General features: G+C 59.9%; 26 protein-coding genes, 1 tRNA gene and 1 pseudogene. 12 read left to right on the top strand and 16 right to left on the bottom strand.

What is annotated here, in order from left to right; genetic code table 11:
* Positions 1-64 precede the first annotated feature (64 nt).
* Together KUV38_RS17375 and KUV38_RS17370 are read left to right on the top strand one after the other, a co-directional pair.
* Positions 65-358 (top strand): hypothetical protein, encoded by a 294-nt coding sequence (locus KUV38_RS17375; RefSeq protein WP_222471454.1) that lies wholly within the window; start codon positions 65-67, stop codon positions 356-358.
* A complete protein-coding gene (locus tag KUV38_RS17370; RefSeq protein ID WP_222471453.1) occupies positions 330-1,034 on the top strand; it encodes a transcriptional regulator in 705 nt (234 codons plus the stop codon). Before KUV38_RS17375 ends, KUV38_RS17370 begins: the two co-directional genes overlap by 29 nt.
* 174 nt (positions 1,035-1,208) lie before the next feature.
* Here the strand turns inward: KUV38_RS17370 and KUV38_RS17365 are convergent, their stop codons facing one another.
* Together KUV38_RS17365 and KUV38_RS17360 are read right to left on the bottom strand one after the other, a co-directional pair.
* On the bottom strand, positions 1,209-2,339 hold the full coding sequence (locus KUV38_RS17365; RefSeq protein WP_222471452.1) for an alkane 1-monooxygenase: 1,131 nt from the start codon (positions 2,337-2,339) through the stop codon (positions 1,209-1,211).
* A gap of 60 nt (positions 2,340-2,399) precedes the next feature.
* Positions 2,400-3,428 carry an A/G-specific adenine glycosylase gene (locus KUV38_RS17360; protein ID WP_222471664.1) on the bottom strand — a complete coding sequence of 343 codons (1,029 nt, stop codon included), beginning with the start codon at positions 3,426-3,428 and terminating at the stop codon, positions 2,400-2,402.
* A gap of 114 nt (positions 3,429-3,542) precedes the next feature.
* Between KUV38_RS17360 and KUV38_RS17355 the strand changes: the two genes are divergently transcribed.
* The 4 genes from KUV38_RS17355 (at position 3,543) to KUV38_RS17340 (ending at position 7,244) form a co-directional block, all read left to right on the top strand.
* The gene (locus KUV38_RS17355; protein WP_261385416.1) at positions 3,543-4,064 is read left to right on the top strand and encodes a DUF721 domain-containing protein; all 522 of its coding nucleotides are present in this window, start codon (positions 3,543-3,545) and stop codon (positions 4,062-4,064) included.
* Positions 4,065-4,094: 30 nt separating this feature from the next.
* Positions 4,095-4,766, top strand: a complete 672-nt coding sequence (locus KUV38_RS17350; RefSeq protein ID WP_222471451.1) for a DsbA family protein — start codon at positions 4,095-4,097, stop codon at positions 4,764-4,766.
* Between the two features lie 103 nt (positions 4,767-4,869).
* Positions 4,870-6,195, top strand: coding sequence for a PAS domain-containing protein (locus tag KUV38_RS17345; protein WP_222471450.1), 1,326 nt, complete (start codon positions 4,870-4,872; stop codon positions 6,193-6,195).
* 95 nt (positions 6,196-6,290) lie between these two features.
* A complete protein-coding gene (locus tag KUV38_RS17340) occupies positions 6,291-7,244 on the top strand; it encodes a D-2-hydroxyacid dehydrogenase family protein (protein ID WP_222471449.1) in 954 nt (317 codons plus the stop codon).
* Between the two features lie 487 nt (positions 7,245-7,731).
* Here KUV38_RS17340 and KUV38_RS21010 read toward each other — a convergent pair whose 3' ends face one another.
* Both KUV38_RS21010 and KUV38_RS21005 read right to left on the bottom strand, forming a co-directional pair.
* The gene (locus KUV38_RS21010) at positions 7,732-8,034 is read right to left on the bottom strand and encodes a hypothetical protein (protein ID WP_261385415.1); all 303 of its coding nucleotides are present in this window, start codon (positions 8,032-8,034) and stop codon (positions 7,732-7,734) included.
* Between the two features lie 155 nt (positions 8,035-8,189).
* Positions 8,190-8,615: a hypothetical protein gene (locus KUV38_RS21005; RefSeq protein WP_261385414.1), complete on the bottom strand. Its 426-nt coding sequence runs from the start codon at positions 8,613-8,615 to the stop codon at positions 8,190-8,192.
* Positions 8,616-8,657: 42 nt separating this feature from the next.
* Here KUV38_RS21005 and KUV38_RS17330 point away from each other — a divergent pair, with 42 nt between their 5' ends.
* The 5 genes from KUV38_RS17330 to KUV38_RS17310 all read left to right on the top strand — a co-directional run bounded on the left by KUV38_RS17330 (position 8,658) and on the right by KUV38_RS17310 (position 13,927).
* Positions 8,658-9,194 (top strand): helix-turn-helix domain-containing protein, encoded by a 537-nt coding sequence (locus tag KUV38_RS17330; RefSeq protein WP_261385413.1) that lies wholly within the window; start codon positions 8,658-8,660, stop codon positions 9,192-9,194.
* A gap of 526 nt (positions 9,195-9,720) precedes the next feature.
* Positions 9,721-10,560, top strand: coding sequence for a DNA methyltransferase (locus tag KUV38_RS17325; RefSeq protein ID WP_222471661.1), 840 nt, complete (start codon positions 9,721-9,723; stop codon positions 10,558-10,560).
* Between the two features lie 120 nt (positions 10,561-10,680).
* The gene (locus KUV38_RS17320) at positions 10,681-11,394 is read left to right on the top strand and encodes a DNA methyltransferase (protein ID WP_222471448.1); all 714 of its coding nucleotides are present in this window, start codon (positions 10,681-10,683) and stop codon (positions 11,392-11,394) included.
* The gene (locus tag KUV38_RS17315) at positions 11,391-13,535 is read left to right on the top strand and encodes a DEAD/DEAH box helicase family protein (protein WP_222471447.1); all 2,145 of its coding nucleotides are present in this window, start codon (positions 11,391-11,393) and stop codon (positions 13,533-13,535) included. The genes KUV38_RS17320 and KUV38_RS17315 overlap by 4 nt, the downstream gene beginning before the upstream one ends.
* Before the next feature lie 53 nt (positions 13,536-13,588).
* Positions 13,589-13,927 (top strand): hypothetical protein, encoded by a 339-nt coding sequence (locus KUV38_RS17310; protein WP_222471446.1) that lies wholly within the window; start codon positions 13,589-13,591, stop codon positions 13,925-13,927.
* 21 nt (positions 13,928-13,948) lie between these two features.
* Here the strand turns inward: KUV38_RS17310 and KUV38_RS17305 are convergent, their stop codons facing one another.
* Genes KUV38_RS17305 through KUV38_RS17295 form a run of 3 tightly spaced genes read right to left on the bottom strand, consistent with a single transcriptional unit; the run spans position 13,949 to position 17,263 of the window.
* Positions 13,949-14,860, bottom strand: coding sequence for a TIM barrel protein (locus KUV38_RS17305; RefSeq protein ID WP_222471445.1), 912 nt, complete (start codon positions 14,858-14,860; stop codon positions 13,949-13,951).
* Positions 14,861-14,883: 23 nt separating this feature from the next.
* Positions 14,884-16,182 (bottom strand): hypothetical protein, encoded by a 1,299-nt coding sequence (locus tag KUV38_RS17300; RefSeq protein WP_222471444.1) that lies wholly within the window; start codon positions 16,180-16,182, stop codon positions 14,884-14,886.
* Between the two features lie 4 nt (positions 16,183-16,186).
* Complete coding sequence (locus KUV38_RS17295; protein WP_222471443.1) at positions 16,187-17,263, bottom strand: dCTP deaminase domain-containing protein; 1,077 nt, start codon at positions 17,261-17,263, stop codon at positions 16,187-16,189.
* A gap of 99 nt (positions 17,264-17,362) precedes the next feature.
* Between KUV38_RS17295 and KUV38_RS17290 the strand changes: the two genes are divergently transcribed.
* Complete coding sequence (locus tag KUV38_RS17290; RefSeq protein WP_222471442.1) at positions 17,363-17,923, top strand: ATP-binding protein; 561 nt, start codon at positions 17,363-17,365, stop codon at positions 17,921-17,923.
* A 3-nt stretch (positions 17,924-17,926) separates the two neighbouring features.
* On the opposite strand, the gene KUV38_RS17285 is transcribed toward KUV38_RS17290, so the two are convergent.
* The 9 genes and pseudogenes from KUV38_RS17285 to KUV38_RS17255 all read right to left on the bottom strand — a co-directional run bounded on the left by KUV38_RS17285 (position 17,927) and on the right by KUV38_RS17255 (position 22,724).
* Positions 17,927-18,490: an AAA family ATPase gene (locus KUV38_RS17285; RefSeq protein WP_222471441.1), complete on the bottom strand. Its 564-nt coding sequence runs from the start codon at positions 18,488-18,490 to the stop codon at positions 17,927-17,929.
* Between the two features lie 285 nt (positions 18,491-18,775).
* Positions 18,776-19,249: a mobile mystery protein B gene (locus KUV38_RS17280; RefSeq protein ID WP_222471440.1), complete on the bottom strand. Its 474-nt coding sequence runs from the start codon at positions 19,247-19,249 to the stop codon at positions 18,776-18,778.
* Entirely contained in the window at positions 19,246-19,803 is a 558-nt protein-coding gene (locus tag KUV38_RS17275) for a hypothetical protein (protein WP_222471439.1), read from the bottom strand. Before KUV38_RS17275 ends, KUV38_RS17280 begins: the two co-directional genes overlap by 4 nt.
* Before the next feature lie 79 nt (positions 19,804-19,882).
* Positions 19,883-20,185, bottom strand: a complete 303-nt coding sequence (locus KUV38_RS21000; RefSeq protein ID WP_261385461.1) for a hypothetical protein — start codon at positions 20,183-20,185, stop codon at positions 19,883-19,885.
* Positions 20,186-20,647 carry a hypothetical protein gene (locus tag KUV38_RS20995; protein ID WP_261385460.1) on the bottom strand — a complete coding sequence of 154 codons (462 nt, stop codon included), beginning with the start codon at positions 20,645-20,647 and terminating at the stop codon, positions 20,186-20,188. It lies immediately after the preceding gene.
* 316 nt (positions 20,648-20,963) lie between these two features.
* Positions 20,964-21,167 (bottom strand): annotated as a pseudogene (locus tag KUV38_RS21175) (relaxase/mobilization nuclease domain-containing protein); the annotation flags it as partial.
* Positions 21,168-21,391: 224 nt separating this feature from the next.
* Complete coding sequence (locus KUV38_RS17265; protein WP_261385412.1) at positions 21,392-21,721, bottom strand: MobC family plasmid mobilization relaxosome protein; 330 nt, start codon at positions 21,719-21,721, stop codon at positions 21,392-21,394.
* A gap of 75 nt (positions 21,722-21,796) precedes the next feature.
* On the bottom strand, positions 21,797-22,492 hold the full coding sequence (locus KUV38_RS17260; RefSeq protein ID WP_261385411.1) for a hypothetical protein: 696 nt from the start codon (positions 22,490-22,492) through the stop codon (positions 21,797-21,799).
* Between the two features lie 155 nt (positions 22,493-22,647).
* A tRNA-Arg gene (locus tag KUV38_RS17255) sits at positions 22,648-22,724 on the bottom strand.
* Positions 22,725-22,851: the final 127 nt, after the last annotated feature.

Genomic DNA, 22,851 nt, shown 5'->3' with positions numbered 1-22,851 from the left:
CTATCAGGCCGAAACCGCGCTGTTGTTATTGAATATCGGCGCCGGTAACCGCATGACTATGCGCATGAAAACGCTCTTCACCCTCCCTGCCGCCGCGCTGGCTCTCGCGCTGGCGGCCGCCCCTGCGGGGGCCACCTGCTACGCCGAGTACAAGGCCAAGCAGGACAATCCGCTCAAGCTCCATTACGGCGTAATGGAGCTCGGGCCAGCCTGCCCGCCCCGCGGCGATGCCAAGGCGCAGGTCGCCGCCCGTTTGCAGCGCGGCGGTTGGGTGCTACTCAATGTCATCTCGCTCTTCGAGGGCACCCCCAGCAAGGCGCAGCAGCAGAATGCCGGATCAAACTTCCTTCGCTACTGACCTGCGGAGCACGGGCAACCGTGTTGTCACATTCGGCATCGCCGGGATCGTTGCGATCCTCGGCCTTGCCGCGGTGTTCCTGTTCCTGACCCTGCCGGATGGCAACGCCTTCAACGAGCGGGTCGAGCAGATCTTCACCGAGAACGATGCGCTGGTGACATCCGAGGCGGTGAAGTTGCTGGAGGTGCTGGCCCAATCCGGCACCGCCTTCGGCGATGTGCTGGTCAGCTACCGGATCGTCATTTTCGTGCTGCTGATCTTCTCTACCGCCCTGCTGATCGCCGCGCTGGTGTTTCTGGTCACCATCATCGCGCTGAACAAGCGGATGGGAGAGATCGAGAAGCAGGGGATTCAGGTTTCCTCGCTGGTCATTTCCCGCGAGGAGCGGGTGGTCCTGCTGAACAACATGGAATTCAAGCTCACCGAGGCCGCCATCGAGACCCTCGCCGTGCTCGCCGAGGCCCGGATGGATGAAGATGTGCTCTCCGGCGCCGCCATCGAGGGCGTGATCCAGGGCAAGCCTGAGGCCGATTGCGACGAGGCCGCCGGGGCCACCCGGATCAAGCGCCTGCGCGACTCACTCGGCAACCAGATGGTTTCGGAACTGCTGGTGAAGAACATCGCCCGCAAAGGCTACATGCTCGCCATCGACAAGGACGTGATCCGGATGGTGTGAGGCGCCGGGTAGCGCCGTCCCGCGGGGTGGCGCCATCAACGGGTGTTTGGGTCACTTTATGGCGCAGAGGTCATCTTCCATGCGAGGTTATCCGCAACCTCACCGAAGCGCCGCCCCGGGGGGCGGGACGGCGCTGCCCGGCGCCTGCGGCGCGCATCGGGCGGGCGCACTCCATCACCCCGGCAGCGGCAACTCCCCCCGCTTGTAAGGCCCCCAATCGGTGATCTCCGGGTAATACATCGCCCGCCACTTCCGCACCCGCGGGTTCATCGCCCTGAACCACAGCGGGCTCACCAGCGCCATGAACCCCATCGCCTGGTATCCGAATGGCAGCTGCGGGGCCTCGCCTGCATCGTAGGTCTGCAGAAGCGGAAATCGCCGCGATGGCTTGTAATGATGGTCCGAGTGCCGCTGCAGGTTGATCAGCAGCCAGTTCGTCGCCCTGTGCGACGCGTTCCACGAATGATGCGGCCGCACCGGCTCGTAGCGGCCCTTGCCAAGGTGCTTCCGGGTCAGCCCGTAATGCTCGATGTAATTGGTCAGCTCCAGCAGCCAGATCGCAGTGCCCGCCTGATAGAGAAACAGCAGCAGCCCAGCCCAACCGCCGAGCGCGATGGCCGCAATGACAAAGGCCAGCTGCAGACCCCAGTAGCGCCAGTGCGGATTGCTCCGGTGCCACCACGGCAGCCCCTTGCGCGCCAGCATTGCCTTCTCGGCATGGAACGCGCTCACCGGCTCCTCGCGGACAACCCGCAGCAGGTAACGCCAGTAGTTTTCACCATAGCGCGCCGTCACCGCATCGCGCCGGGTGCCGACATGCACGTGATGCACCAGCAGGTGCTCCGACCGGAAATGCGAGTAGAGCACCGAGGCCAGCAGGATATCCCCCAGCCACCGCTCCAGCCGGTTGCGCTGATGCACCAGCTCGTGGGCATAGACGATCCCGATCGCGCCATTGGTCACGCCGATGCCGAAGAAGATCACGATTTTCTCCACCACATTCAGATGATCCGCCCCCGGCACCCATGCGAGCATCAGCAGCAAGAGCGCCACCTGCACCGGGCACCAGACCAGCGTGATCAACTTGTACCAGAAGAGCTGCGCCTCCTCGGTTTCGGTCTCTGGATTGTCGAGGTTCAGCCCGGTGACCCCATCCAGCAGGGTGAAGCCCACGAGGGTGAAGAGCGGCACCCCTAGCACCCAAAGCCCGCCCCACGCGGCGGAGGCGATCACCAGAGGCACGGTCAGGAGCGACACCCAGAAGGGCGCCGCCGCGCGGAAACTTGAGATAGGTGCAGAGGCCATTGGCCCTCTCCCGATGGTCATGCGCGCCCCGGCCAGATCATACGGGGGCAGGGCGGCGTTTCAATCGCCTGTGACATTCAGCGCTTGCGACGTTGCGGCAAGGTCGTAGGCCTTGCGCATCACGGTGGGCAGCGCAGCCGGCGCCAGCCGTTCCCAATGCAGCCCGTCCGGCGCGTCGACCTCGGCCATACCGGCATGAACCCGCAGGATCAGGTGGAAGTGCGTGAAGGTGTGGCGCACCTCCCCGACCTCCTCCAACGCGGCGCTCACCGGAGACGCGCCTTCTGGCGGCTCCTCGGCCCAATCCGAGCCGGGCCAGCCGAGCATCCCGCCCAGCAGCCCCTTCTCCGGCCGCCGCTCCAGCAAAAACGCCCCGTCCCCCCGGCGGATCACGTAGACATGCCCCAGCCGCACCTGTTTGGGCTTTTTCGGAGACTTTTTCGGCAACTCCGCCGCGATGCCCTCCGCCCGCGCGGCGCAGGGCTCCCGCCACGGGCAAATCCCGCAGGCCGGGTTCTTCGGGGTGCAAATCGTAGCCCCAAGGTCCATCACCGCCTGGGCATAATCTCCCGCCCGCGCCTCAGGCGTCAGCGCAGCGGCATGACCCACCAGCACCGGCTTGCTCGCGGGCAGCGGCTCCTGCACCGCATGGAGCCGCGCCATCACCCGCTCCACATTACCATCCACCACGGTCTCCGAGCGGCCAAAGGCAATCGCCGCCACCGCCGCTGCCGTGTAGGGGCCGATGCCCGGCAAATCGCGCAGGCCCTCAACGGTGTCGGGAAAGCCGCCGCGCTTAGCCACGACGCGGGCGCATTTCAGCAGGTTGCGAGCGCGGGCGTAGTAACCAAGGCCAGCCCACCGGGCCATCACATCCTCGTCCTTCGCCGCCGCCAGTGCCTCCACGGTGGGCCAGAGCCGGGTGAAGGTGTGAAAGTAGTCTTTCACCGCAGCCACCGTGGTCTGCTGAAGCATCACTTCCGACAGCCACACGCGGTAAGGATCGGCCCGCTCGCCGCTGCCCGGCGGCACCCGCCACGGCAGCACGCGGGCGTGGGCATCATACCACTCCAGCAGCGCCCCGCTCATCTCCCCGGCCTGTAACTCGTCACGCAATGTTTATGGCTCTCCTGCCCGCATTTGGCTGGCCCCGCCGTGGCCGCGGGCGGTAAGATAGGGGCCACACAGCTGAAATGCGAGGCCATGGCCAAGGCACCTGCAAAACCTCCCAAGCGCCACATGCGCGGCTTTGCCCAGACGGCGAAGTTCGTGACCGGCGATATCCGCAAGGCAACGGAGAAACGGGGCTTTGCCGAGATGCGCGTGCTGACCCATTGGGCCGAGGTCGTAGGCGAGGAAACCGCCGCCGTCACCCGCCCGATCGATGTGAAGTTCGGGCGCGGCGCCTTTGGTGCCACCCTGCGCGTGCTGACGACCGGGGCCCACGCCCCGATGCTCGAAATGCAGAAGGAGCAGATTCGCGAGCGGATCAATGCTGTCTACGGCTTTGCCGCGATCCAGCGCATCCAGTTCACCCAGACGGCCCCCACCGGCTTTGCCGAGGGGCAGGCCGATTTCAACCACGCCCCCAAACGCCGCGCCCAGCCCGCCCCAGCCCAACGCGAGGCCGCCGAGGTGCTGGCGCAGGGCGTCACCGATCCCGCGCTGAAAGCGGCCTTGAGCCGGCTCGGCGCCCATGTCATCCACAAATCCGAACGCGGCTGAAGGCCCGCGCAGAAGTCCGAAAGGCCCTTTATGAACTCCAAGATTCTCTATTCCGCCGTCTTCGCCGTGGCCATCGCCGCCGGGACGTACTTTGCCATCAGTCGCACCAGCACCCCGGCCGGCACCGGCTTCGACCTTGCGGCACAGGCCCAGACGGCAGCGGATGTCGACACCTCGGGCATCGCCGAGATGACGCTGGGCGAAGAGACCGCCCCGGTGAAGGTGATCGAATATGCCTCCTTCACCTGCCCGCATTGCGCCAGCTTCCACCAGAACGTGTTCAAGAAGCTGAAGGAAAACTATATCGACACCGGCAAGGTCCACTTCACCTACCGTGAGATCTACTTCGACAAGCCCGGCCTCTGGGCCGGCATGGTCGCCCGCTGCGCCGGCCCTGTGCGCTACTTCGGCCTCTCCGACGCGATCTACAAGGAGCAGACCGAGTGGCTCAAAACCCGCGATCTGGCCGGAATCCACGGTGACCTGCGCAAGCTGGCGATCAAGTCGGGCCTCGGTGCCGAGCAGGTCGACGCCTGCCTCGCCGATGCCGAGAAGGCCCAGGCCCTCTATGCCGTCTTCCTGAAGAACGCCGAGGCCGATGACATCAGCTCCACGCCGTCCTTCATCATCGACGGCGAGAAGCATACCAACATGAGCTACGACGATTTCGCCGCCATCCTCGACGAGAAGATCGGCGAATGAACGCAAGGCCCTGTCGCGGTTAACGAAAAGATAGGGCTTTCATCTTAGCACCTTGAGAGCGTGGGCGCGGCCAGTCGCGCCCGCACTCGCAAGGAGGCGGTGGATGAGCGTTGAACAGGAGCGGCGGCAGGAATGGCGCCCGGAACGGGGCGAAGCGCCGTTTGATCTTGGCGAAGTTTTCTATTCGCGCACCGATGAACGCGGCATCATCCAGAGCGGCAACTACGTGTTTCAGCGCGTCGCCCATTACGAGTGGGACGAGCTGATCGGCGCCCCGCACAAGACCGTGCGCCACCCCGAAATGCCCAAGGCCGTGTTCCGCGTGTTCTGGGATGAGCTGAAGGCCGGCAAGGTCACCGCCGCCTATGTGAACAACCGCGCCAAGGACGGGCTGCACTATTGGGTCTTCGCCATCGTCGCGCCATGCAAGGGCGGCTACCTCTCGGCCCGGATCAAGCCCACCAGCGAGCTGCTGGAGCCGGTCAAGGCGCTCTATCAGAAGCTCCACAAGGCCGAGGTGCAGGGCAGCTCGGTGGATGACAGTGCCGCCGCGCTGCTGGACGGTTTGCGCGCAATGGGCTTTGCCGATTACGACAATTTCGTGCTCAAGGCGCTGGGCACCGAACTCGTGAGCGAATGCCGCGAACTCGGAATTCCCCCAACCGCCAACGTCACCGGGGCCACCGAGCTCGTCGACCTCGCCAAGCAGATCGTCGAGGCCACACGAGAGCTGTCCGGCGAGTTCTCATACCTTGAGGGCATCCCCCGCAACCTCCAGATCAAGGCCGCCCGCGTCGAACGCACCGATGGGCCGCTGAGCGTGCTGGCCCGCAACTACGAGGGCATGTCGATCGACATGTCGGAATGGTTCGAGGCTCATGTGGTGGGCGAGAACACCAGCTTTTCCTCGATTCGCGGCACCATCGAACGCGCCATGCTGGTGGGCTCGGTCGCCACGATTCTCGCCCGCTGCGACAAGCAGCTATTGGCCGAGCGGCGCGGGTTGGGCGGGGTCGATATCATGCCAGAACGGACGATGCTGAGCGAGCTGCAGGCCAGCTACAAGGCCAAGTCACGCGAGGCCTTCGCCCAGGTCGCGAGCGAGGCAGGCCGCATCGTCGCCTCCTGCCGCGACATGAAGCGCATGCTGCTCGGCCTCGACACCCTGCGCGTCGCCTTCAAGATCGAGGACAGCCGCTCAGGCGAGGCCAATGCCGGGATCGGCGACATCATCGCCCAACTCGCCGCCGCACAGGAGCGGGCCAACACGCACCGAAACACCATCCTCGAACGCAGCGAACGCATGGCAGAACTCGCCGCAGAGATGCAAGGGCCGGAGCGCTCGCACCAGCCCGACCTGCTGCTCTACGGCCCGAGGATGTTGCCCGCCGTCGAGAAGAGCCCCGCGCTGAGAAAGTCCGCAGCCTGATCCGCCCCTTGCCCCTCCCATCCCCGGCCTGACCGCAGTAGCTTGGCCCGAGCGCCCGCATGCCTTGCGGGCGGCACACAAGGGGAGGCAGGCCCATGGCCATGCAGTGCGCGATTCTCGATGACTACCAAGGCGTGGCACTCACCTGCGCCGACTGGTCGGGCCTCGCCCCGGCGGTCGAACCGGTCGTCTTTTCCGACACGATCTCGGGCGACGCCCTCGTGGACAGGCTCCAGCGCTTCGAGGTGATCGTTGCCATGCGCGAGCGCACCCCGTTCGACGCTGCCCTGCTCGCCCGCCTTCCCAACCTGCGCCTGTTGGTCACCACCGGCATGCGCAACGCCTCCATCGACATGGAGGCCGCCAAAACCCAAGGCGTCACTGTCTGCGGCACCGCCAGCCTCGGCCACCCGACGCCCGAGCTGACATGGGGCCTGCTTCTCGCCCTCGCCCGCCGCATCCCCCAAGAGGATGCCGCCCTTCGCGCTGGCGGCTGGCAAACCACCCTCGGCATGGACCTGAAGGGCAAAACCCTCGGCCTCATCGGCTTTGGTCGGGTGGCCCAAGCGATGGCCCGCTACGGCCTCGCCTTCGAGATGGAGGTGCTCGCCTTCAGCCGCAGCCTGACCGACGAGGCCGCCGCCGCGAAGGGCGTGCGCCGGGCAAACGGCCTGCACGCCCTGCTGGCCGAGGCCGATGTCGTCAGCCTGCACGTACCCCTAAACGACAGCACCCGCCACATCATCGACGCAGCCGCCCTCGCCGCCATGAAGCCCTCCGCCTATTTGCTCAACACCTCCCGCGCCGGCGTGGTCGGTACCGACGCCCTCGCGACAGCCCTACACAGCGGCCAGATCGCCGGCGCCGGGGTCGATGTGCACGACCCCGAACCCCTGAACGGCACCTCGCCCCTGCTTACCGCCCCCAACACCGTGCTTACCCCTCACCTCGGCTATGTCTCACAGGACAACTACGCAGGCTTCTATACCGAAGCGGTTGCAAACATCCGCGGCTGGCTCAACGGCGCGCCGCTGCGGGTTCTGGCATGAGGGCTGGTGATCCCGGCAGGATTCGAACCTGCAACCTGCCCCTTAGGAGGGAACCGTTCATAGCGCTATTCCTTCTGTGATTTCTTACGATTGGGTGTTTGTACAGCGTCCGCCTGTACGTGGTTTGTACGAAAACGGGCTCTGACATCGGCCTCATCCGTCTCTGCATGAGCGTAGATGCGCATCGGCAATTTGGGGTCAGACCAACGCCCGGCCTTGGCCGCAGTAACCGGGTCGACGCCTTGGCGCACGACCAATTCCGTGAAAAACCGTGCCGTCCTGCTGGGTGGGCAGAGAGGTATGGGATGCCCGCGCTCTTGCAGATCGTCTTCCAGCGTGTGTTCTAGCCAGTGGAGCTTCCATAACCGAAGACACGCGGCTTCATGAACTTGCCTGTCTTGCGGTTTTTCGGCCGATTCGGCGGCAATGCTAGGAACTCGTCCATCATCTGGGGCGATACGGTGATCCAGCTTTCTGGGTGTCCTTTTTACGCTTTCACCCTGACCTTGTTTTCGGCGGTTCGCAGATCGTCAGGCTCAATCGAGACAGCCTGACCGGTCCGCGCCGCTGTCTCAAACATGAACCGCACCAGGGCCGCGTTGTACGGATCAGCGGCCCGGCAAAACGCCTCGATCCAAGCCTTGTCGGCGGGCTTGCGTTCAACCCGGCTATGCTTGCCGCGCCGCTTGTCCTGTGCGATCCGCTCAAATTTGTCGTAAGGCTTCACTCGAATGAGCGGCGTCCCTTCCAGCTCATGCGCGTTGTTGATGACTGCGCTCGCGGGCGTCACGATCTCGCGCCACCAAGTGTCCGTCGATGCCTTTGGCTTCAGCCTCGGTCCTAGCCCTTTAAGGAGAGCGCCAGAAATCGCGCCCAGAGGCGTGTCGCCGATCTCTTCGACAATAGGGATTAGCTGCTTCGCGGTCTTCGGCGACGCGTTTTAAATCATGATCGCATCCGAGAAGGTCTTGCTCGGTTCATCGCCGACCACATGGCGGCGTATCTGCATCTCGGTTTCGCGGTTAATCCAGTCCCTTGCGCCTGCTTCTGTAGATGCCTTAGTGCTTCGCCGGTATGGGCCTGCGATTGGCCTGCCGTTGTACTCGACCCAGCCCGTAGCCCAGTAGACGCGGCCCCTCTTATAGATTTGGAGCGGCATGACTGGCCTCCTTCAAAAATCTTGTCGATCTGCGCAGGCGTGATGGGCATGGTCCGTCCAAGCCGGTAGAACGCGCCCGTGTCATTCGCCTTTTCGCGCAAGGTACGTTCGGAGATGTCGATCCCCATGCCTGCCATGACCTCGACCCATTGCGCGGGCGTTTTGCCAAGCCCCAGGATTTGCGAGCTGTCTGAGTTTTCGGTCTCTGCCATTTCAGTCGTCCTTGTCCGCTATGGTTGAGCTCAGAAATACGCATGGAATCGCTTGTTCAGTACCTTCTGACGTGCTCAGATGGGATCAACCGTGAATATGCGTCACTTTGTGCGATATTTATACAAAATTGCGCCACCGTCGATTGGGAAGTCAAAATGGCGCATGAAGATGCGGATTTGTTTGCAGAGATAGGTGCGCGCCTAGCCATCTCCCGCAGCGAAATCGGCGTTTCGCAGGCCGCGATGGCAGAGGCGATTGGCGTCTCGCATCGGGCCTATCACAGCTACGAAAAAGGCAAGCGCGGCATCCCTGTCGAAGCATTGGTCAAGCTGCAAAGCCGATATGAGGTTGACGTTGCCTGGTTGCTGCTCGGCATGAAATCAATCCGCGCCGGTCACGATTTCGATGCGCTGAAAGAGATCGAGACCTCGCTCGATCAGTACCTGGTGAGCGCTGGCATCAAGATCAAAAGCGAGAAGCGTGGGGCAATAGTCGCGCGCTGGTACGAGTCACATGTCAAGGGGCGGGAAGTAACGGATGATGAAGTTCACACTTGGATCGAGTTCGCAAGGGAATAGGCGATTGGAAAAACCAAGCAAGAAGTGGCAGAACTTGCGCAGGGCAACATTGGAACGCGTCCGCAGGACCGCGATAGAACCACTTACGCCATTATACATGATTTATGTGGGCGTTTGTGTTTGCTAACTGACCAGTTTCCTGCGTTTCCAATTCTTCGACCATGGCGCCGATCTCAACTGGATCACGGCGGCGCAGCTATTGATTGCGGCTTTAGCGGGGGCTTTGGTACCTTTTCTGACCGGATCGGTGCTGACCCTGCATTTCGCCCATCGCAAGCTGGAAGAATTGGCGAGCGAGTAAGCGTTGCAATCAAACCAGCCAAACCTTGTGTAAATGGCAGCATCCCGCGATAAGTTGCGGGAAACGAAAGAAAGAAGGCATCCGCATGTCCGGCAAATACGATGATCTCAACAAGGCGCAACTGATCGAGCTTCTGGAAAAGCGCGACCGGACCAAGAAGCTTGGGCTGGTCTGGGAACGCGATGAAATCGCGGCGGATCAGGCCATCGACGAGAATTTCATCGCCTGCGAGATCGTGCCGGAGCTGTCGGACAAGCCCGCGCCCTGGCCGAACATGGTGATCGAGGGCGACAATTTCGATGCGCTGCGCTGGCTGCGGATGACGCTGGCGGGGCGGGGCGGGTCAAATGCATCTATGTCGATCCGCCCTACAACACCGGCAACAAGGACTGGGTCTATAACGACCGTTACATGGACCCCGAGGACCGGTTCCGCCAGTCCACATGGCTGGAATTCCTGTACCGCCGCTTCACGCTGGCCCGCGATCTTCTGGCGGAGGATGGGGTGATACTTGTCTCGATCAATGATGACAATAGAGCGGTATTGGAGCTCATGATGGACCAGGCAATACCGGGAATGCGACTTGGTTCTTTGGTCTGGAGGACTCGAGATACAACCAGTGCGAAAGGTGGAAACTTCTCGGACGTTCACGAGCACATCTTGGTATACGTCAAGCCTAACTTCATCTTCACGGGTAAGCAAAAGTCGAACAAAAAGTATAAGAACCCAGACAATGATCCTCGTGGGATATGGAATGTTGATCCTCTGACACTTGCGTTCGATCGAGATGATCGAGAGAACTTGTTCTACCCATTGCACGATCCCAGAACCGACATTTGGTATCACTGTGACCCTGATCGTGTGTGGGCCTATGCATCCAAAGATCGGCTGAAACCGGGTCAAAAGACACGCTCAGACACTATGGAAGCGCATATCGAAAACAGAATGATATTGTTTCCAGAGCAGCAAGAAGTAGTGGTCTTGAATTCCAAGGAAGAAGTGCTTTCTGCTATCGAGCTAGGCGCTGCTCCCGTTGCGCCCAGAGATAAAAAACCATTGATCTGAATAGATACCTATCCCGATTTTTGGGCTGGGAAGAAAGTTGGATTTGGCCGCCCAGGTTTCAAGAAGTTTTGGAAAGATCTGCGAAGCCATGTATCCCCGTTGAGTAGCTGGATCGCACGAATGAACGAGGATGAACTCGATAATCTTTTTACACTTAGAACGGGGTCCGGCGGCGGTGCTGGCACCAACGAAATTCAAGGTATCTTTGGAAGGAAAGCATTCCAGAATCCAAAGCCAAAAGCACTCATCAAACAGTTGGCCGCTCAGGCTTCTAGTTGTAGCGACATAGTCGTTGATTTTTTTGCTGGCTCAGCCACAACTGCTCATGCGGTTATGGAGCTGGACGCCGAGGATGGCTGCGACCGGCGGTTCATCATGGTCTCCTCGACCGAGGCTGCGGAGGAGGAACCGGACAAGAACCTTTGCCGCGATGTGATGGCGGAACGGGTACGGCGGCTGAATGCCAGCGACGATCCGGAATATGCCGATCTTGCCGCGCCCTTTGCCTATCTGCGCACCCGCGAAATCGCCTTTGAGGATCTGGATTACGATCTGGCCCCCAAGGATGCCTGGGCCGCGCTTGAAACCCTGCACGGCCTGCCCTTGAGCGTCTACGACAGGACAACCCCGTGGAACGCGCATGAGGGTGACGGCGTCACGCTGGTCATGGTGGACCGCTATGACGCCGCGCTGCTGGACTGGCTGCGTGACCGGTCGCGCCAGAACGTCTTTGTTTATGCCTGGGCACCGGGGCAACTGGCGCGGGAATTGTCCGGCGTTGAGGTCGAAATCCGTTCGGTCCGTGACACGCTAGTGCGGAGCTTCCAGCAATGAGCGACGGGCGCTACGCACTGGCAGGATACCAAACCCGCGCGGTCGCGGCGCTGACCGGCGTGATCCGCAAGGTGACGGAATATCACGACAACCGCCCGCAGCACCGACAGGAGATCGCGCTGAAGAGTGGCGTGACACTGCTTCAAGCACCGACCGGCTCGGGCAAGACACTGGTCCTGGGGCGCACACTGGAAGGGTTGCGCGGGGGGCTGTCGCGTCCTGTCGTTTGGTTCTGGTTCGCGCCCTATGCAGGGCTGGTCACGCAGACCCGGGATTCGATTGTCGAACAATGTGGTTCGCTTTGGGTCCGGGGCATCACCAAGGATCGCGAGCCAGTTGGAACACGCGACGGCGATGTATTCGTCCAGACCTGGGGTGCGGTCGCTGCGAACAACAGGGACGCCCGCAAGGTAAGGCGTACAAAGGAAAGCGCGCTGTCGCTGGACGACATGATCGAGACGCTGCGCGACGACGGATTCTTCATCGGTGTGGTGATCGACGAGGCGCACCTCAATTTCGGCGCGTCCGCAGCCGCCGCCGCCTCTTTCTATCTAAATGCTCTGAAGCCGGATTTCACGATCCTTGCCACGGCAACGCCGAATGATACCAGGCTTGAAGCATTCGAGGAAGAAGCCGGTGTCGAAGTTGCGAGCAGAGTAATTGTCCCGCGAGGAGAGGTCGTAGAAGCTGGACTGAACAAGGAAGGCCTGATGATGGGCGTAATTCGCATGAGTGATGCGGATCGCGACTTGGTGGACCACGAGCAAGCCACCCTTACCGCCGGGTGGACGCAGCATCTGCGCCTTAAGACAAGACTGGCGGAGCGCGGCATAGCACTGACCCCCCTGATGCTGGTTCAGGTGGAGGATCAGTCAAAGGGCCGCGATGATCCGGTCGCAAGGGTTCGGGAAAAGCTGATCGAAGTTGGTGTGCCTGATGCCGCGATTGCCACCCATACCTCTGGACAACCCGGTCCTGATTTCCACACGCTCGCCTATGACCCAGACAAGGAAGTGCTGATTTTCAAGGTTGCGGTCGCCACTGGCTTCGATGCTCCCCGCGCCTGGACTTTGGTTTCCGTTCGTCCGAACCGTGGCGTCGAATTCGGCCTCCAGATTGTTGGCCGGATCATGCGGGTGCACCCCCTGATCCGCCCCATTGACGGGCAGGATGCCTTGCTGGATCGTGGCTATGTGTTCCTGACAGACCCTGAGTTGCAAGCGGGCCTCGATGCCGCCGTCGAAGAGGTCAAGGCGGTGCGCCAGAGCATTGAGCTGATTACGGATCGGCTCGATGTCTTCGAATTTGGAAGCGCTTCAAAACCGCTTGTGTGCAACGATATCGCTACAACCTCCCGGTTTATGCCCCCTATGCCGACAACGCCAGAAGACCGCCAGATGCGGCTTTCGAATTTGATCGAGAGCGGCTTGGTGAAATCGGACGTATCGCAGCTGCCTGAAGCCGAACAAGACCGCGCCATCCTTGCGGGCGAGGCATGGCAGCAGTTGGCGCAAACGCCCTTATTCGGCAACCTGCCGGAAGCAGAACGCCCTGCGTCCGGGGCCAGCATACCGGCCAAGCCCAATCTTCGCCACTACCCCCTGCGCAGAGATATCGACCTTCCGAAAGGCCTCTGGCGGGAAATGCCGCCCGATCCCGGCAGCGCGGAAAAGCTGGTCGATGACACTGCGAAGCTCTTTTGCAAGAGCTCGAACACCGTGTCGCTTTTGCAGAAGCGGAAGACCAAGGCCAAGATGAGCCTGCGCGATTTGTTCGTCGTGGACCTGACCGAAGAGGTCGATTTGCGTCTGCGTCTCTCGAATGCGCGGGTCGCAGAGAAGGCGCAGATGGCCTTCAACTTAAACGACGCCATCGATCCGAGATTGCTGAAACGAGCGCTGATCACAGAGCTGCGCCGGGTGGTTGATGATGAGGGTATCGATGCAGAGGAACGCGACTTGCGCCGCGCGCTGGATTTCGCGGTGATGGGTGAGCCGGAGAAGCTGAAAGAGGCGATGAAGACTGCGCAAGGCCGAAACGTGCGGCTGTCTGACGCCGAGCGATCCCCGAAAGCTAATACGGCCCCGATGGCCAGCCGGTCGCCAGGAAGTCAGCCTATGGCGTCTTTGCTGCACGCCTGAACGAGGAAGAGCAGAAGTTCGCAGAGGTCCTCGATGAGGATGGGACCGGCACCGTGCTCTGGTGGATGCGAAATCCGGAAAACGAACGCTGGGCAACTAGGATCGTGCTGCCGAGCGGCAAGAACTTCTTTCCGGACTTCGTTGCTGGTGTCGCCGGACGCGCCACGCCAAACGCAATTGCCTTGGTCGAGATCAAGGATGACGGCGAAACCGGGCGCCTTCAATCCGACCGAAACATCGACAAGATCAGGGTGCAGCACCGCGAATATCGCAACGTTTTCTGGACTTACCGAGACAACGGTGACTGGGTTCGAGCACGATACGCCGAGGGGCTACACCGAATAGTGCCGAAGGATATGTTCTCCTTGTCGGAAATGCTATTCCTCGAGTAAAGGCGCCCCAGTTTATAAGACCTACCGAGATCTTCCTGCCTTTACGCGCATTTCCCGGTCATTGGAAAAGAAGCTCTCTTTTAGCACCTTTGCGCCGATTTCTTGGCTGTTATGGGTCTCGGAGATGATGGTGAATTCTCCAGGCAACGTGCGAAGCGCCTCCGCGACAGGGTCCGGCCTGGGATGGAACAAGCCGTCTCTTGAGCTTTCGCCCACAGCGGCTTCTCCAAAAAGGTCTTTCTGCTCTGGTTCGGGATAGTGATCATCTACTGCACGATGCTGAATCTCTCCCCGTGGCCCGAAATGGATCGGAGTATAGTGAAAATGCGCTCGTTTCAGTGGGTTATTATCCAGGAAACCTTGAATTTCATTGCATAGAGCGAAAATGTTATCCGCGTTCTCTAGAGTTCCCAACGTTCTCGCATGCACGTGCCCAAAATCGATGCAAGGATGAACACCTTCAATTTGCTTCGATAACGATAGGATTTGATCGACAGAACCCAGCTGACCGACTTTCCCAGCTGTCTCGATAAACAGTCCAATGTCAGTGGAACCAAGTTGCTCGACGAACTTGGCCGCATTGTCCGCAAACCGAGCCGAAACCTCGTCTTCATCTCCACCGTACAGTGGTCCTGGATGAAGAATCACCTCTTTGCCGCCGAGTAGGTCGGTCAATTCGTAGGTCTTGTTCAACGTGTCGATCGAGCGAGAAATCTTTTCTTCCTCACTACTTGTCAAGACAATGTAGTATGCTGCGTGCACCGATACCCTTATCCCAAGGTCATCAGCTAGCGCCTTATATTCTATGCATTTTTCAGGCTTGGTCCTCGGACCATAGGTCATCTGCAGCTCAACCGCATCCAAGCCAATTTTGGAAACCCATTCAAAGATTTTTGAGCGGTCTTTTCCGTCAGGGCCTTCAATGAAAGCCAACGGGTATCCTGCGACACCAAACCTCACCATCGGGCAACGTTGCGGGCAGCACTGGAACTGACTGAATGCGCCCAGGACTTCCCTGCGGCCATTGCCTGAACAATACCGCGCGACACTCCTGCAGCGTCCCCGATGACATAAACACCTTCGACCGACGCCTTGAACCCTCGAGACAGTTGCACCTTGGGCCAGTACAGATCGATCGAGGGACCGAACACTTTGAGAGGCCCATGCTCTCCTTTGGCATCATCGAAAACCTGGCAAGACTGGTCGTTGAGAAGCCTGTGAAGCAAAGCCTGAAGAACCTTTTTGTACTGCGGGCTCGGTCCTTCGGGGATCACGTCAAGAATATCTTGCTCCAACGTGGAATCGCTTCCCGAAAACTTGTCAATGGCTCCGAGGAGTAGCCGACCCTCACTCGCCTCGTTAACGGACTGGCACCATTCCTCAAGGAGCTGCGGTTCAAAAACCTCTCCAGTTCTTGCCATTAGCGCGACGTTGGTCCGCCCGGTGTCTTTTCTTACAAAGGCACCATCCGCAAAGAAGCCGTTTCCAAATTTGACGGGAACAATCTGCCCGCCCTTGCATGTGCAGAAGGTTCTCGCCTGTCCCAGCCCCCCAAAATCAAACTTAAACTTCGGGTCATCCTGGTAAAGGAACTGCCTGCTGATCGTGTTCGACGGGGTCTCGATCCGAACACCGATGTCCGGCGAGTTCTCAGCATATTCAATGCCCAGCTGATCCAACCACCGTCGCAAGGCAATGTGCCCGCTTCTACCAGTTGCGATCACAACGTTCTCGGTTTCGATGGTCTCACCCGTTTCCGAGACCAGTCTGAACCAGTTGGCACCAAGGCGCTCAACGCGCTCCACCGACCAACCTTCGAAGATAGGTGTCGTTGATTGCACGTCCGAGACTAAGTCGTCGATGGTAGTTCTGTAGCTATCCGCATGCGCGATGCTGACGTCATATACTTTGCGGTTCGGCACGTTGGGGTGTTGAACCACAACGCGTCTTCCATGAGTGGATGCCTCGGCCAGCGCGATAGGTTGGGCGTTCATCAATTCTTGGACGCCAGAACTGGCAGGAAAGTGGCAGTACTTGTTGCCGAACGTTGCTGATGCCCCACCTATGCCATTGATGACATGGCATTTCTGCTCGAAACAACTTGAACAAGACTGGCGCTTCAGCGACGGGCAAACCTTCCGTTCGCCCCTGAGGCCTGCGTCGAGAACTACAGACGACAAACGGTCGTCGAGAGGCAATTCGACAACTGAATTTAAGGCGGCTGGACCCGCGCCGATGAGGGCGTACTTAAACATCGCTCTACTGCTCCACTTCCGAGTTCGCGCTCGGATTTTGCACTTCATCTTGCACTACTTCCGGAGAATTTTCAATCTGCCGCTGGAGTTCCAGGAGGCGTGTGCTGATCTCATCTATGCGAGTGGCGACAGCGTCCAGTCTGTTATTGCCATTAGAAGAGTCTTTGATCGTCTCGATCTCCGCTTCCAGAGTGGAGAGTTGCCCGCCCAGGTCTTGGTCGAAGTCAGTAAAGGCCAGCGGACGAGCAAAGTTGATAGCAAATCCTATGAGGAAGGGAATGAGCACAGAAAATGCAGCGATGCCTAAGCCGCCAAGCAAAAGCTGCTTCTTAAAAGCCCGCTCGTCTTTCTGAAGAGCTGTTAGCGCCCGATCGACTTCAGTTTTTGCGTCCAACTTTGACTGCAAAACAGCAAATCTGTTCTCAATTAACCCATCGAGAGACCTTTCCAGCTCTGTCTTCGAGGACTCAATTTTGGTCATCGCAGTTTTTAATTCGTCTCTGTTTTCCTCGACTAGTTTGAGGAGGCCGCCGATTTGGTTTTCTGCAAATTCTGTATTCTCCAGAAAATTTCTCAGAGTCCTAAACTCCTTTAGCTCCTCTGGTTCTTCCGCAACTCCATTGGTAAACGCAAATTGTATAGTAAATATTCGTTCTGCGTCGTCGCCTCCCCACTTCAGCTCGACCGGAGATGCAGTCACATTGTGAATAATTGCAAAAAGCCTTCCCTTGTAGTGTGGCTCGACTTGAGTGCCCATTTGCACAAAGAGGCCTTTCACGGCCAATTTGATACGAAGATCAAAATCGCCTACCACATTGCCCGGCATCCTCAAGAATTCTCTTGTGGAAACAATCAAGCTACCCAAGGGGGGTACTACGACGTTGCAGCCTTGTAGGGGTTCTCGTGCGAACTGTTGCTTACCGTCGGTGCTTACGTAGAGATCACCGATTCTCAAATCGTAACTAGCGGGCTTGAAGCAGTGTTCAGCGGAGCCTTCGCTGATGATCTTCAGGTCGCGGATGTCCTTTTTAAGCAGGAAACCTGATGGCTGCTCGACTTCAACTTCACCTTGCGTGGCCATCGTTCCCCCTTAGTGGTATCGGCGCTGTAAGTTCCTTCACCACATTGGTACTATTGGCACAAACGGCGGTAAAGCAAAGAACCTCAAAGGTCGTCTGCGATGGATCAGCATTTCATCACGATCACCGGCGCGCACGGCGTCGGCAAGACCTCGCTAATCGAGGAAGTAACCGCGCAAGCGGCAAGGCGGGAAGACATCAGCGTCATCCGCGAACCAGCAAGGGAGATCGCCAAGCGTGGCTTCTACGTCAATGACAAAATATCGCTTGATGGCGTCTTCGAGTACCTAGGCTACTGCCTGGCCGAGGTGCGCCAAGTTCAAACCAAGCTCGTCTTGACCGACAGATCGATCCTCGACCTCTATGCCTACACTCGTGACCAGTTCCCTCATCGGTTTTCGTACTCACTTGAGAAGCTGATCGTTGAGCAGATACATGCGGAAAAGCACAGAACCCGGCTATACGTATACCTGCCGATTGAGTTCCCGATGGAGCATGACGAACTGAGACCGGCGGACCTTGAGTACCAGGCGTACATCGATGGAGTCATCCGAGAACTGCTGGATCACTTCAGGATGCCAACCCTCGAAGTGCGCGGTACTATCGAAGAGCGTTCCTCCAAACTCCTGGAAGCGATTTCGAGCTTGTCGGAAGTGGCGTAGAGCTTAAGCGATATCGGTGACCGCAACGTCAAGAAACGACACTACTTTTTCTCCCAGCTGTGACGGAGAGGCATTCTCTGCATCGAGCATGAGGTCGGAAATTCCAGCCAATTCTGACTGATAGCTTTCACTGACATCTTTTGCGAGGACGCTGTAATCTTGTCCGGCATCTATGTCCCGCGATCTCAGACTATGACGATGAACAAGGTGGTCATAGCCGGCCCCAAGGTGAACGTGCGTCAGATTCAGGGTAGTTTGCGCACGAAGCACAAGAACCTGCTCCGGTTTGCGCACCGCATCGACCACCAATGAATGATCAGGAAACTCGCGCTCAAGCGTTGACACTTCGTCAGCGATCCAACGAAAATTGGTTTCTTCGTCGAGACTATTCCCCGCGAGTTGCAGAAACGCCCTTCCCGGCGATAGCGCAGGTCGGATGCTGGAAATCAACGAACTGGTTGAGACATGGAGCGCCCCGAGGCGTTTGACCAATTCTTGCGCCAATGTCGTTTTTCCGACTCCGGTCGGGCCAGAGATCACTATGATATGTGCTCTTCTGTCCTTCATGAGTTCTTGGTGCCTTCTCAAGGGCTTCTGTCAATCGACTGTTTATGTACAAGTGGTGTTTCAAGCAGTCTCTGCCGACTCTTGTCAGCCCGACAGTACACAGGATTGGACTAATCAGAAAGAGCAGCCTATCCCTGTTCGCCGTGCATGCCTTCATCCCGCGATGACCGTAACAAATTCTACCAACGGCCCGAACTCAAACACATCCGCAGCCTGCAGTGCCGCGATGAAGCGAGCCCGATGGTCGTTATCAGCCGTCAATGTACCGCCACCTGACCAATCGAGTTAGATATCCGGATCAATCGTGGCCAAGTAGGTATCCGCCATCATCCTTGCCCAGCGTCCGTTGCCGTTGGCAAAGGGGTGAACCCAGACCAGCTTGTGATGGAAGCGTGCCGTGGCTTCCAGCGGGTCGTAGGTGCCGTTCTCGCGCCAGTAGCGGGCATCGTCCATGCAGGTGCGCATTTCGGTCGATATGTGCCAGACTGGCACGCCAATGTACTTCTCGGTCAGACGATAGACACCCGCCCAATCCCAGACTTGCCCGAACAGCCGCTTGTGGACCTCGGGGGCTGCATCGTCGGTCAGGATGTTGAAAGACTTGGGCCGCCGGTCCAGCCAGGTCAACCCCTCGATGATGTTTTCGCCCTCCAGCTCGTTCAACTCGCCGCGCGTGGTGATGTGCTTGGCCTTGAGGCCAAGCAACTCGTCGGGCGTGAGTGGGGTCGCGCCGGTGGGTTCGTGCAGTTCCAGGGTCACTTCCAGAAATCCCTCGGCATTTCGCGGGCGATTTCACCCGCCAGGTCCTCGATCATCTCGTCCTGGCTGCGTAAGCCTTCGGTCTGCTCTTCAAGGGCCATGTGCGCGCGTGTGCGCTGGATGATGCGTCTGGCCTTCTTGCGGGCCTGGGCCGTGACAATCTCTTCGACCGGCCCTTCGCGCGGGATGATCGCGTAGACCAGCTTGCCGCCCATTGCCTCGGCCATCTTGTCGAGCTGGTTCAGGGAGATTGTCCCGGCTTGTTCGTTCTGGATAGAGCTGTAGACGCTGTTGCGAGACACGCCCAACCGCTCGGCCAGCGCGGGTGCGCTCATGCCGATGGCTTCCTGGAAGGTCGCAATCCAGCCCCCAAGTGGCTTGGCGAATGCTTGAGCCACTTGTCTGGCTTGATTGATCTTGCCTTCTGCTTGCCGCTGTTTTGCGCGAGAAACGGACATTTGCCAACCTGTGAGTTTGCATACTGGATCAGTTTGTAATTCCAAAATATGGCATTTGTTCGGATATTGCAGTATTATGGTATGGCGAAATCTCATGGAACGCCAAACCACGCTATGGCAGCTATCGCTCAAACTTAATGCGTCAGCCCCCGGTCTATGCCCCGATCCTGCACCTCTAGCTCTGTTTCAGCCGCTCTTCGGCGTGCCTCGCTAAGGTCAAGCTCTCGTTCAACTTCGCGTCCAGCGCGTTGTAGGTGGCCTCTTCGCTCAGCAAGCCACGCAACGCCTGCATTGACGCGATCTGCGAGCGTATGAGCAACGTCGCGCAGGCCGCGATACCATCCAGCTGGGCTTGCAGCCTCTTCGTCGAGCGCGCTCCCAAGCCGCTCAATTCCTGCGCTGAGGTTTCGCAGGCCGTCACCAACCGCTCGACGCAGGCGAGCAAGTCGCGCTCCAAGGCTGTCAGGGGCGTCGTCATTCATCTCTCCTCGATCTTGATGCAGATGACCGGCGTCCCGGCCAGTGTGCAGGTCTTCAACTCGGTCCTGGCCGGGTCCAGCGTCAGCCAGGTCTCTTCCCCCTGCTCGATCCGCGTCTGACCCAGCTCCACCATCTCCGAGCGCGTCAGCATGGCCGTCCAGAACCAGCTCGCGGCCATCATCGAGGCGATCCCCGTCACGATCAGCCCCGAGATCACCCAGGGCGAGATCGTCAGCCAAAGCCTGATCTGCTCGGTCCGCGTCTCGAACAAGCTCCTGTTCTCGTTCAGGAAGTGGCGCGTATCGCTCTCGATGGTACGCCGCGCGTCGCTCGCAATGGCTGTCAAATCGGTCCTGAAGCTCTCCAGCTGGGATGCCATCGAGGCGGCGTAGTCCTGGCGTATCGTGTCCAGCTCCGCGTTCAATTTCTCGCTCAGCCGAGTCGGCTTGCCAGTCTTCATGAAAAATCTCTCCTTTCAGGCGCCAGCGTTCGCCGGTCTCGGGGTCCTGCGCGGTGAGGTAGGCCTTGCCGACGCGGGGCAGGTCGAAGCCCGCATCGGCTAGGGCATCGAGCATGCTGGCGCGATCCTCGATTAGACCCATCGATATCTGATCGAGGATCCACGCATGCAGCTCGCCACGGCCATGGGCGCGGGTCGGAGCCTCGATGGTGTCGCGCACCCCCTGGGCGCGCTCCAGCTCCATCGAGTCGGCCCAGCCGTGGCGCTGGTTCATCAGGTCGCGCAGGCTGTCATAGGCGTCCTGATAGCCCGGCGGTGCGATGTTCAGGCTGCGCCCAGTTGTCAGCTCAAGACGCGGGGTACAGAAGTGCAATTCAATGCGGTCCTCGTCGCTGTGCCGGACCCAGAGTATGTCGTATTGCTCTCCTTCCAGCCCTGCGAAGGCCAGCTTTTCGAAGGCGTCCATGGCCTCGGCCTGCTGCGCTTCGGTGGGCGCATCCTCGGTGGCGAAGCTGATCACGCCTGCGCGGTAGGTCCACTGGTGGCGACTGGCGTCGATCAGCGCCTCCGTGCGGCCTGGATCGCCGCGCAGCACCTCGGGCAAAGGGTCGCGGGCCGCGGTCAAGGGTTGGCCCTCGGCATCGCGGACCAGGTCGCGATTGCCGTCATAGGACAGCACGCGCTCGGCCACGAGATACCCGACCGGCCCCGCGCCTGTACCCTTGCCGTTGGGAAAGAACTTGATCAACACCGCCGCGCCTCATCGAGGAGCTGAGCGAGCTGGCGTTCGATTACCAGCAAGCGGCGCGCGACGGTCAGACTGTCGAGGTCAGTGCGGCCAGCCTTCATGGCGCGGTTCAGCCAGCGTGCGATCTGGCTGAGGTTGCCGCCGATGCGCCCTACGGCCAGCACAAGCGCCGGATCGACGCGTGGCACGGGCTTGCGGCGGCGGGCCTCGGTGAGGCCAAGCGCCTCGCGCAGGAGAGTTGCGGCGGGCAGGCCAGCGGCCTCGGCCTTGGCGCGCAGCTCGGCCTTCTCGGTCGCCGTGCAACGGAAGACGAAGGTCTCCGTCAACGGCTCCTTTGCGCGGGGCTTGCCCGCGCCGGTGGGGTTCGAAGGGGAGGTTCGCCGCCTGGATTTGCGCCTTTGTCACCAGCTTTGCGGCCAGCAACGCATCGACTTGGCCCGCCACCTGCCGGACTTGAACCAGTTATCGGAGAAACAGACCTTCGACCGGGTGAAGCCCGAACTCTCGGTCGTATAGGCCTTCACGGCCGGCAACAGGTCCTCGACCTCCGTCCCGGCATCCAGGGCCTCCCTGATCCGCCTGAGACAATCCGCCCTCCTCCGCACTCGGTCCGGTGGATAGGCCGCCAACACCTTCTCGGCTTCGTCATCCTCCGCCGCCACGCGCTCGCGCGTAGGGGGTTTCTGGATGGTTTTAGGATGGTTTGGGGGCCGCTGTGGCCCCGGTACCCCGGCCACTGTGGCCCCCGTTCCGGGTCCGGTGTGGACGGGGTCCACTGTGGCCCCCGTCTCGATATCGGGCTCGGCAGTCAGTTCCAGCGCCTCGATCCGGGCCAGATCGATCCGGTAAACGACGGTGAATCCGTTCTTGCATCCCCGCGCGCCGGTCTCGACCAGGATGCCTTCCTTCAAGAAATCCCGGATCGTTCGTTTGACCGTGGTCTCCCCTAGCTCCGTGTGTCGCTGGATCGTCCCCTTGGAACACCAAATCCCCGAGCCGTCATCCGACGCCTTGTCTGCCAAAAACATGATGATCTGCTTGCGCGCCGCACTCCCGAGCTTCCGCTCGGCGCACGCATTCGCTACCCGCCAGCTCATTGGAAAGCCCCAAAAGCCGCACGAGCGTGCGAATCTTGTACAGGCTTCGTACGAGATTTCGGTCGTTTTCGGGGAATTCGGCGGAGAACAAATCGGGTGTTTCTGCACGCTTCCGCAGAACCTCTTGCAAATAAGCCATATTTTTCAGGTGTTTTTGGCGACCCCGGCAGGATTCGAACCTGCAACCTGCCCCTTAGGAGGGGGCTGCTCTATCCAGTTGAGCCACGGGACCACGCCGGGCGGGTTTAGCCCGCGCGGGCGGGTCGATCAATCCTGAAGCCCAGCTTAAGGGTGCGCCGGCGCTCGGGCCTTTTCATTTGCGCGCCCACGGGCCAAAAGCTGTGTCAAGGAGGAGACAC

It is taken from the genome of Vannielia litorea (assembly GCF_019801175.1).
Classification (GTDB): Bacteria; Pseudomonadota; Alphaproteobacteria; order Rhodobacterales; family Rhodobacteraceae; genus Vannielia; species Vannielia litorea_B.
Note: the sequence above shows the minus strand (reverse complement) of the source record. Positions and strands in the feature narration are given on the sequence as shown.

Excerpts from the sequence above, each read along its gene's own strand:
- KUV38_RS17295 (WP_222471443.1), bottom strand. The coding sequence starts at position 17,263 with ATGGCCACGCAAGGTGAAGTTGAAGTCGAGCAGCCATCAGGTTTCCTG.
- KUV38_RS17275 (WP_222471439.1), bottom strand. The coding sequence starts at position 19,803 with ATGAGATTTCGCCATACCATAATACTGCAATATCCGAACAAATGCCAT.
- KUV38_RS17345 (WP_222471450.1), top strand. The coding sequence starts at position 4,870 with ATGAGCGTTGAACAGGAGCGGCGGCAGGAATGGCGCCCGGAACGGGGC.
- KUV38_RS17350 (WP_222471451.1), top strand. The coding sequence starts at position 4,095 with ATGAACTCCAAGATTCTCTATTCCGCCGTCTTCGCCGTGGCCATCGCC.
- KUV38_RS17360 (WP_222471664.1), bottom strand. The coding sequence starts at position 3,428 with ATGAGCGGGGCGCTGCTGGAGTGGTATGATGCCCACGCCCGCGTGCTG.
- KUV38_RS20995 (WP_261385460.1), bottom strand. The coding sequence starts at position 20,647 with ATGAAGACTGGCAAGCCGACTCGGCTGAGCGAGAAATTGAACGCGGAG.
- KUV38_RS17370 (WP_222471453.1), top strand. The coding sequence starts at position 330 with ATGCCGGATCAAACTTCCTTCGCTACTGACCTGCGGAGCACGGGCAAC.
- KUV38_RS17340 (WP_222471449.1), top strand. The coding sequence starts at position 6,291 with ATGGCCATGCAGTGCGCGATTCTCGATGACTACCAAGGCGTGGCACTC.
- KUV38_RS17320 (WP_222471448.1), top strand. The coding sequence starts at position 10,681 with ATGAACGAGGATGAACTCGATAATCTTTTTACACTTAGAACGGGGTCC.
- KUV38_RS17290 (WP_222471442.1), top strand. The coding sequence starts at position 17,363 with ATGGATCAGCATTTCATCACGATCACCGGCGCGCACGGCGTCGGCAAG.
- KUV38_RS17260 (WP_261385411.1), bottom strand. The coding sequence starts at position 22,492 with ATGAGCTGGCGGGTAGCGAATGCGTGCGCCGAGCGGAAGCTCGGGAGT.
- KUV38_RS17315 (WP_222471447.1), top strand. The coding sequence starts at position 11,391 with ATGAGCGACGGGCGCTACGCACTGGCAGGATACCAAACCCGCGCGGTC.
- KUV38_RS17285 (WP_222471441.1), bottom strand. The coding sequence starts at position 18,490 with ATGAAGGACAGAAGAGCACATATCATAGTGATCTCTGGCCCGACCGGA.
- KUV38_RS17330 (WP_261385413.1), top strand. The coding sequence starts at position 8,658 with ATGGAATCGCTTGTTCAGTACCTTCTGACGTGCTCAGATGGGATCAAC.
- KUV38_RS21005 (WP_261385414.1), bottom strand. The coding sequence starts at position 8,615 with ATGGCAGAGACCGAAAACTCAGACAGCTCGCAAATCCTGGGGCTTGGC.
- KUV38_RS17355 (WP_261385416.1), top strand. The coding sequence starts at position 3,543 with ATGGCCAAGGCACCTGCAAAACCTCCCAAGCGCCACATGCGCGGCTTT.
- KUV38_RS17365 (WP_222471452.1), bottom strand. The coding sequence starts at position 2,339 with ATGGCCTCTGCACCTATCTCAAGTTTCCGCGCGGCGGCGCCCTTCTGG.
- KUV38_RS21000 (WP_261385461.1), bottom strand. The coding sequence starts at position 20,185 with ATGACGACGCCCCTGACAGCCTTGGAGCGCGACTTGCTCGCCTGCGTC.
- KUV38_RS17300 (WP_222471444.1), bottom strand. The coding sequence starts at position 16,182 with ATGTTTAAGTACGCCCTCATCGGCGCGGGTCCAGCCGCCTTAAATTCA.
- KUV38_RS17375 (WP_222471454.1), top strand. The coding sequence starts at position 65 with ATGAAAACGCTCTTCACCCTCCCTGCCGCCGCGCTGGCTCTCGCGCTG.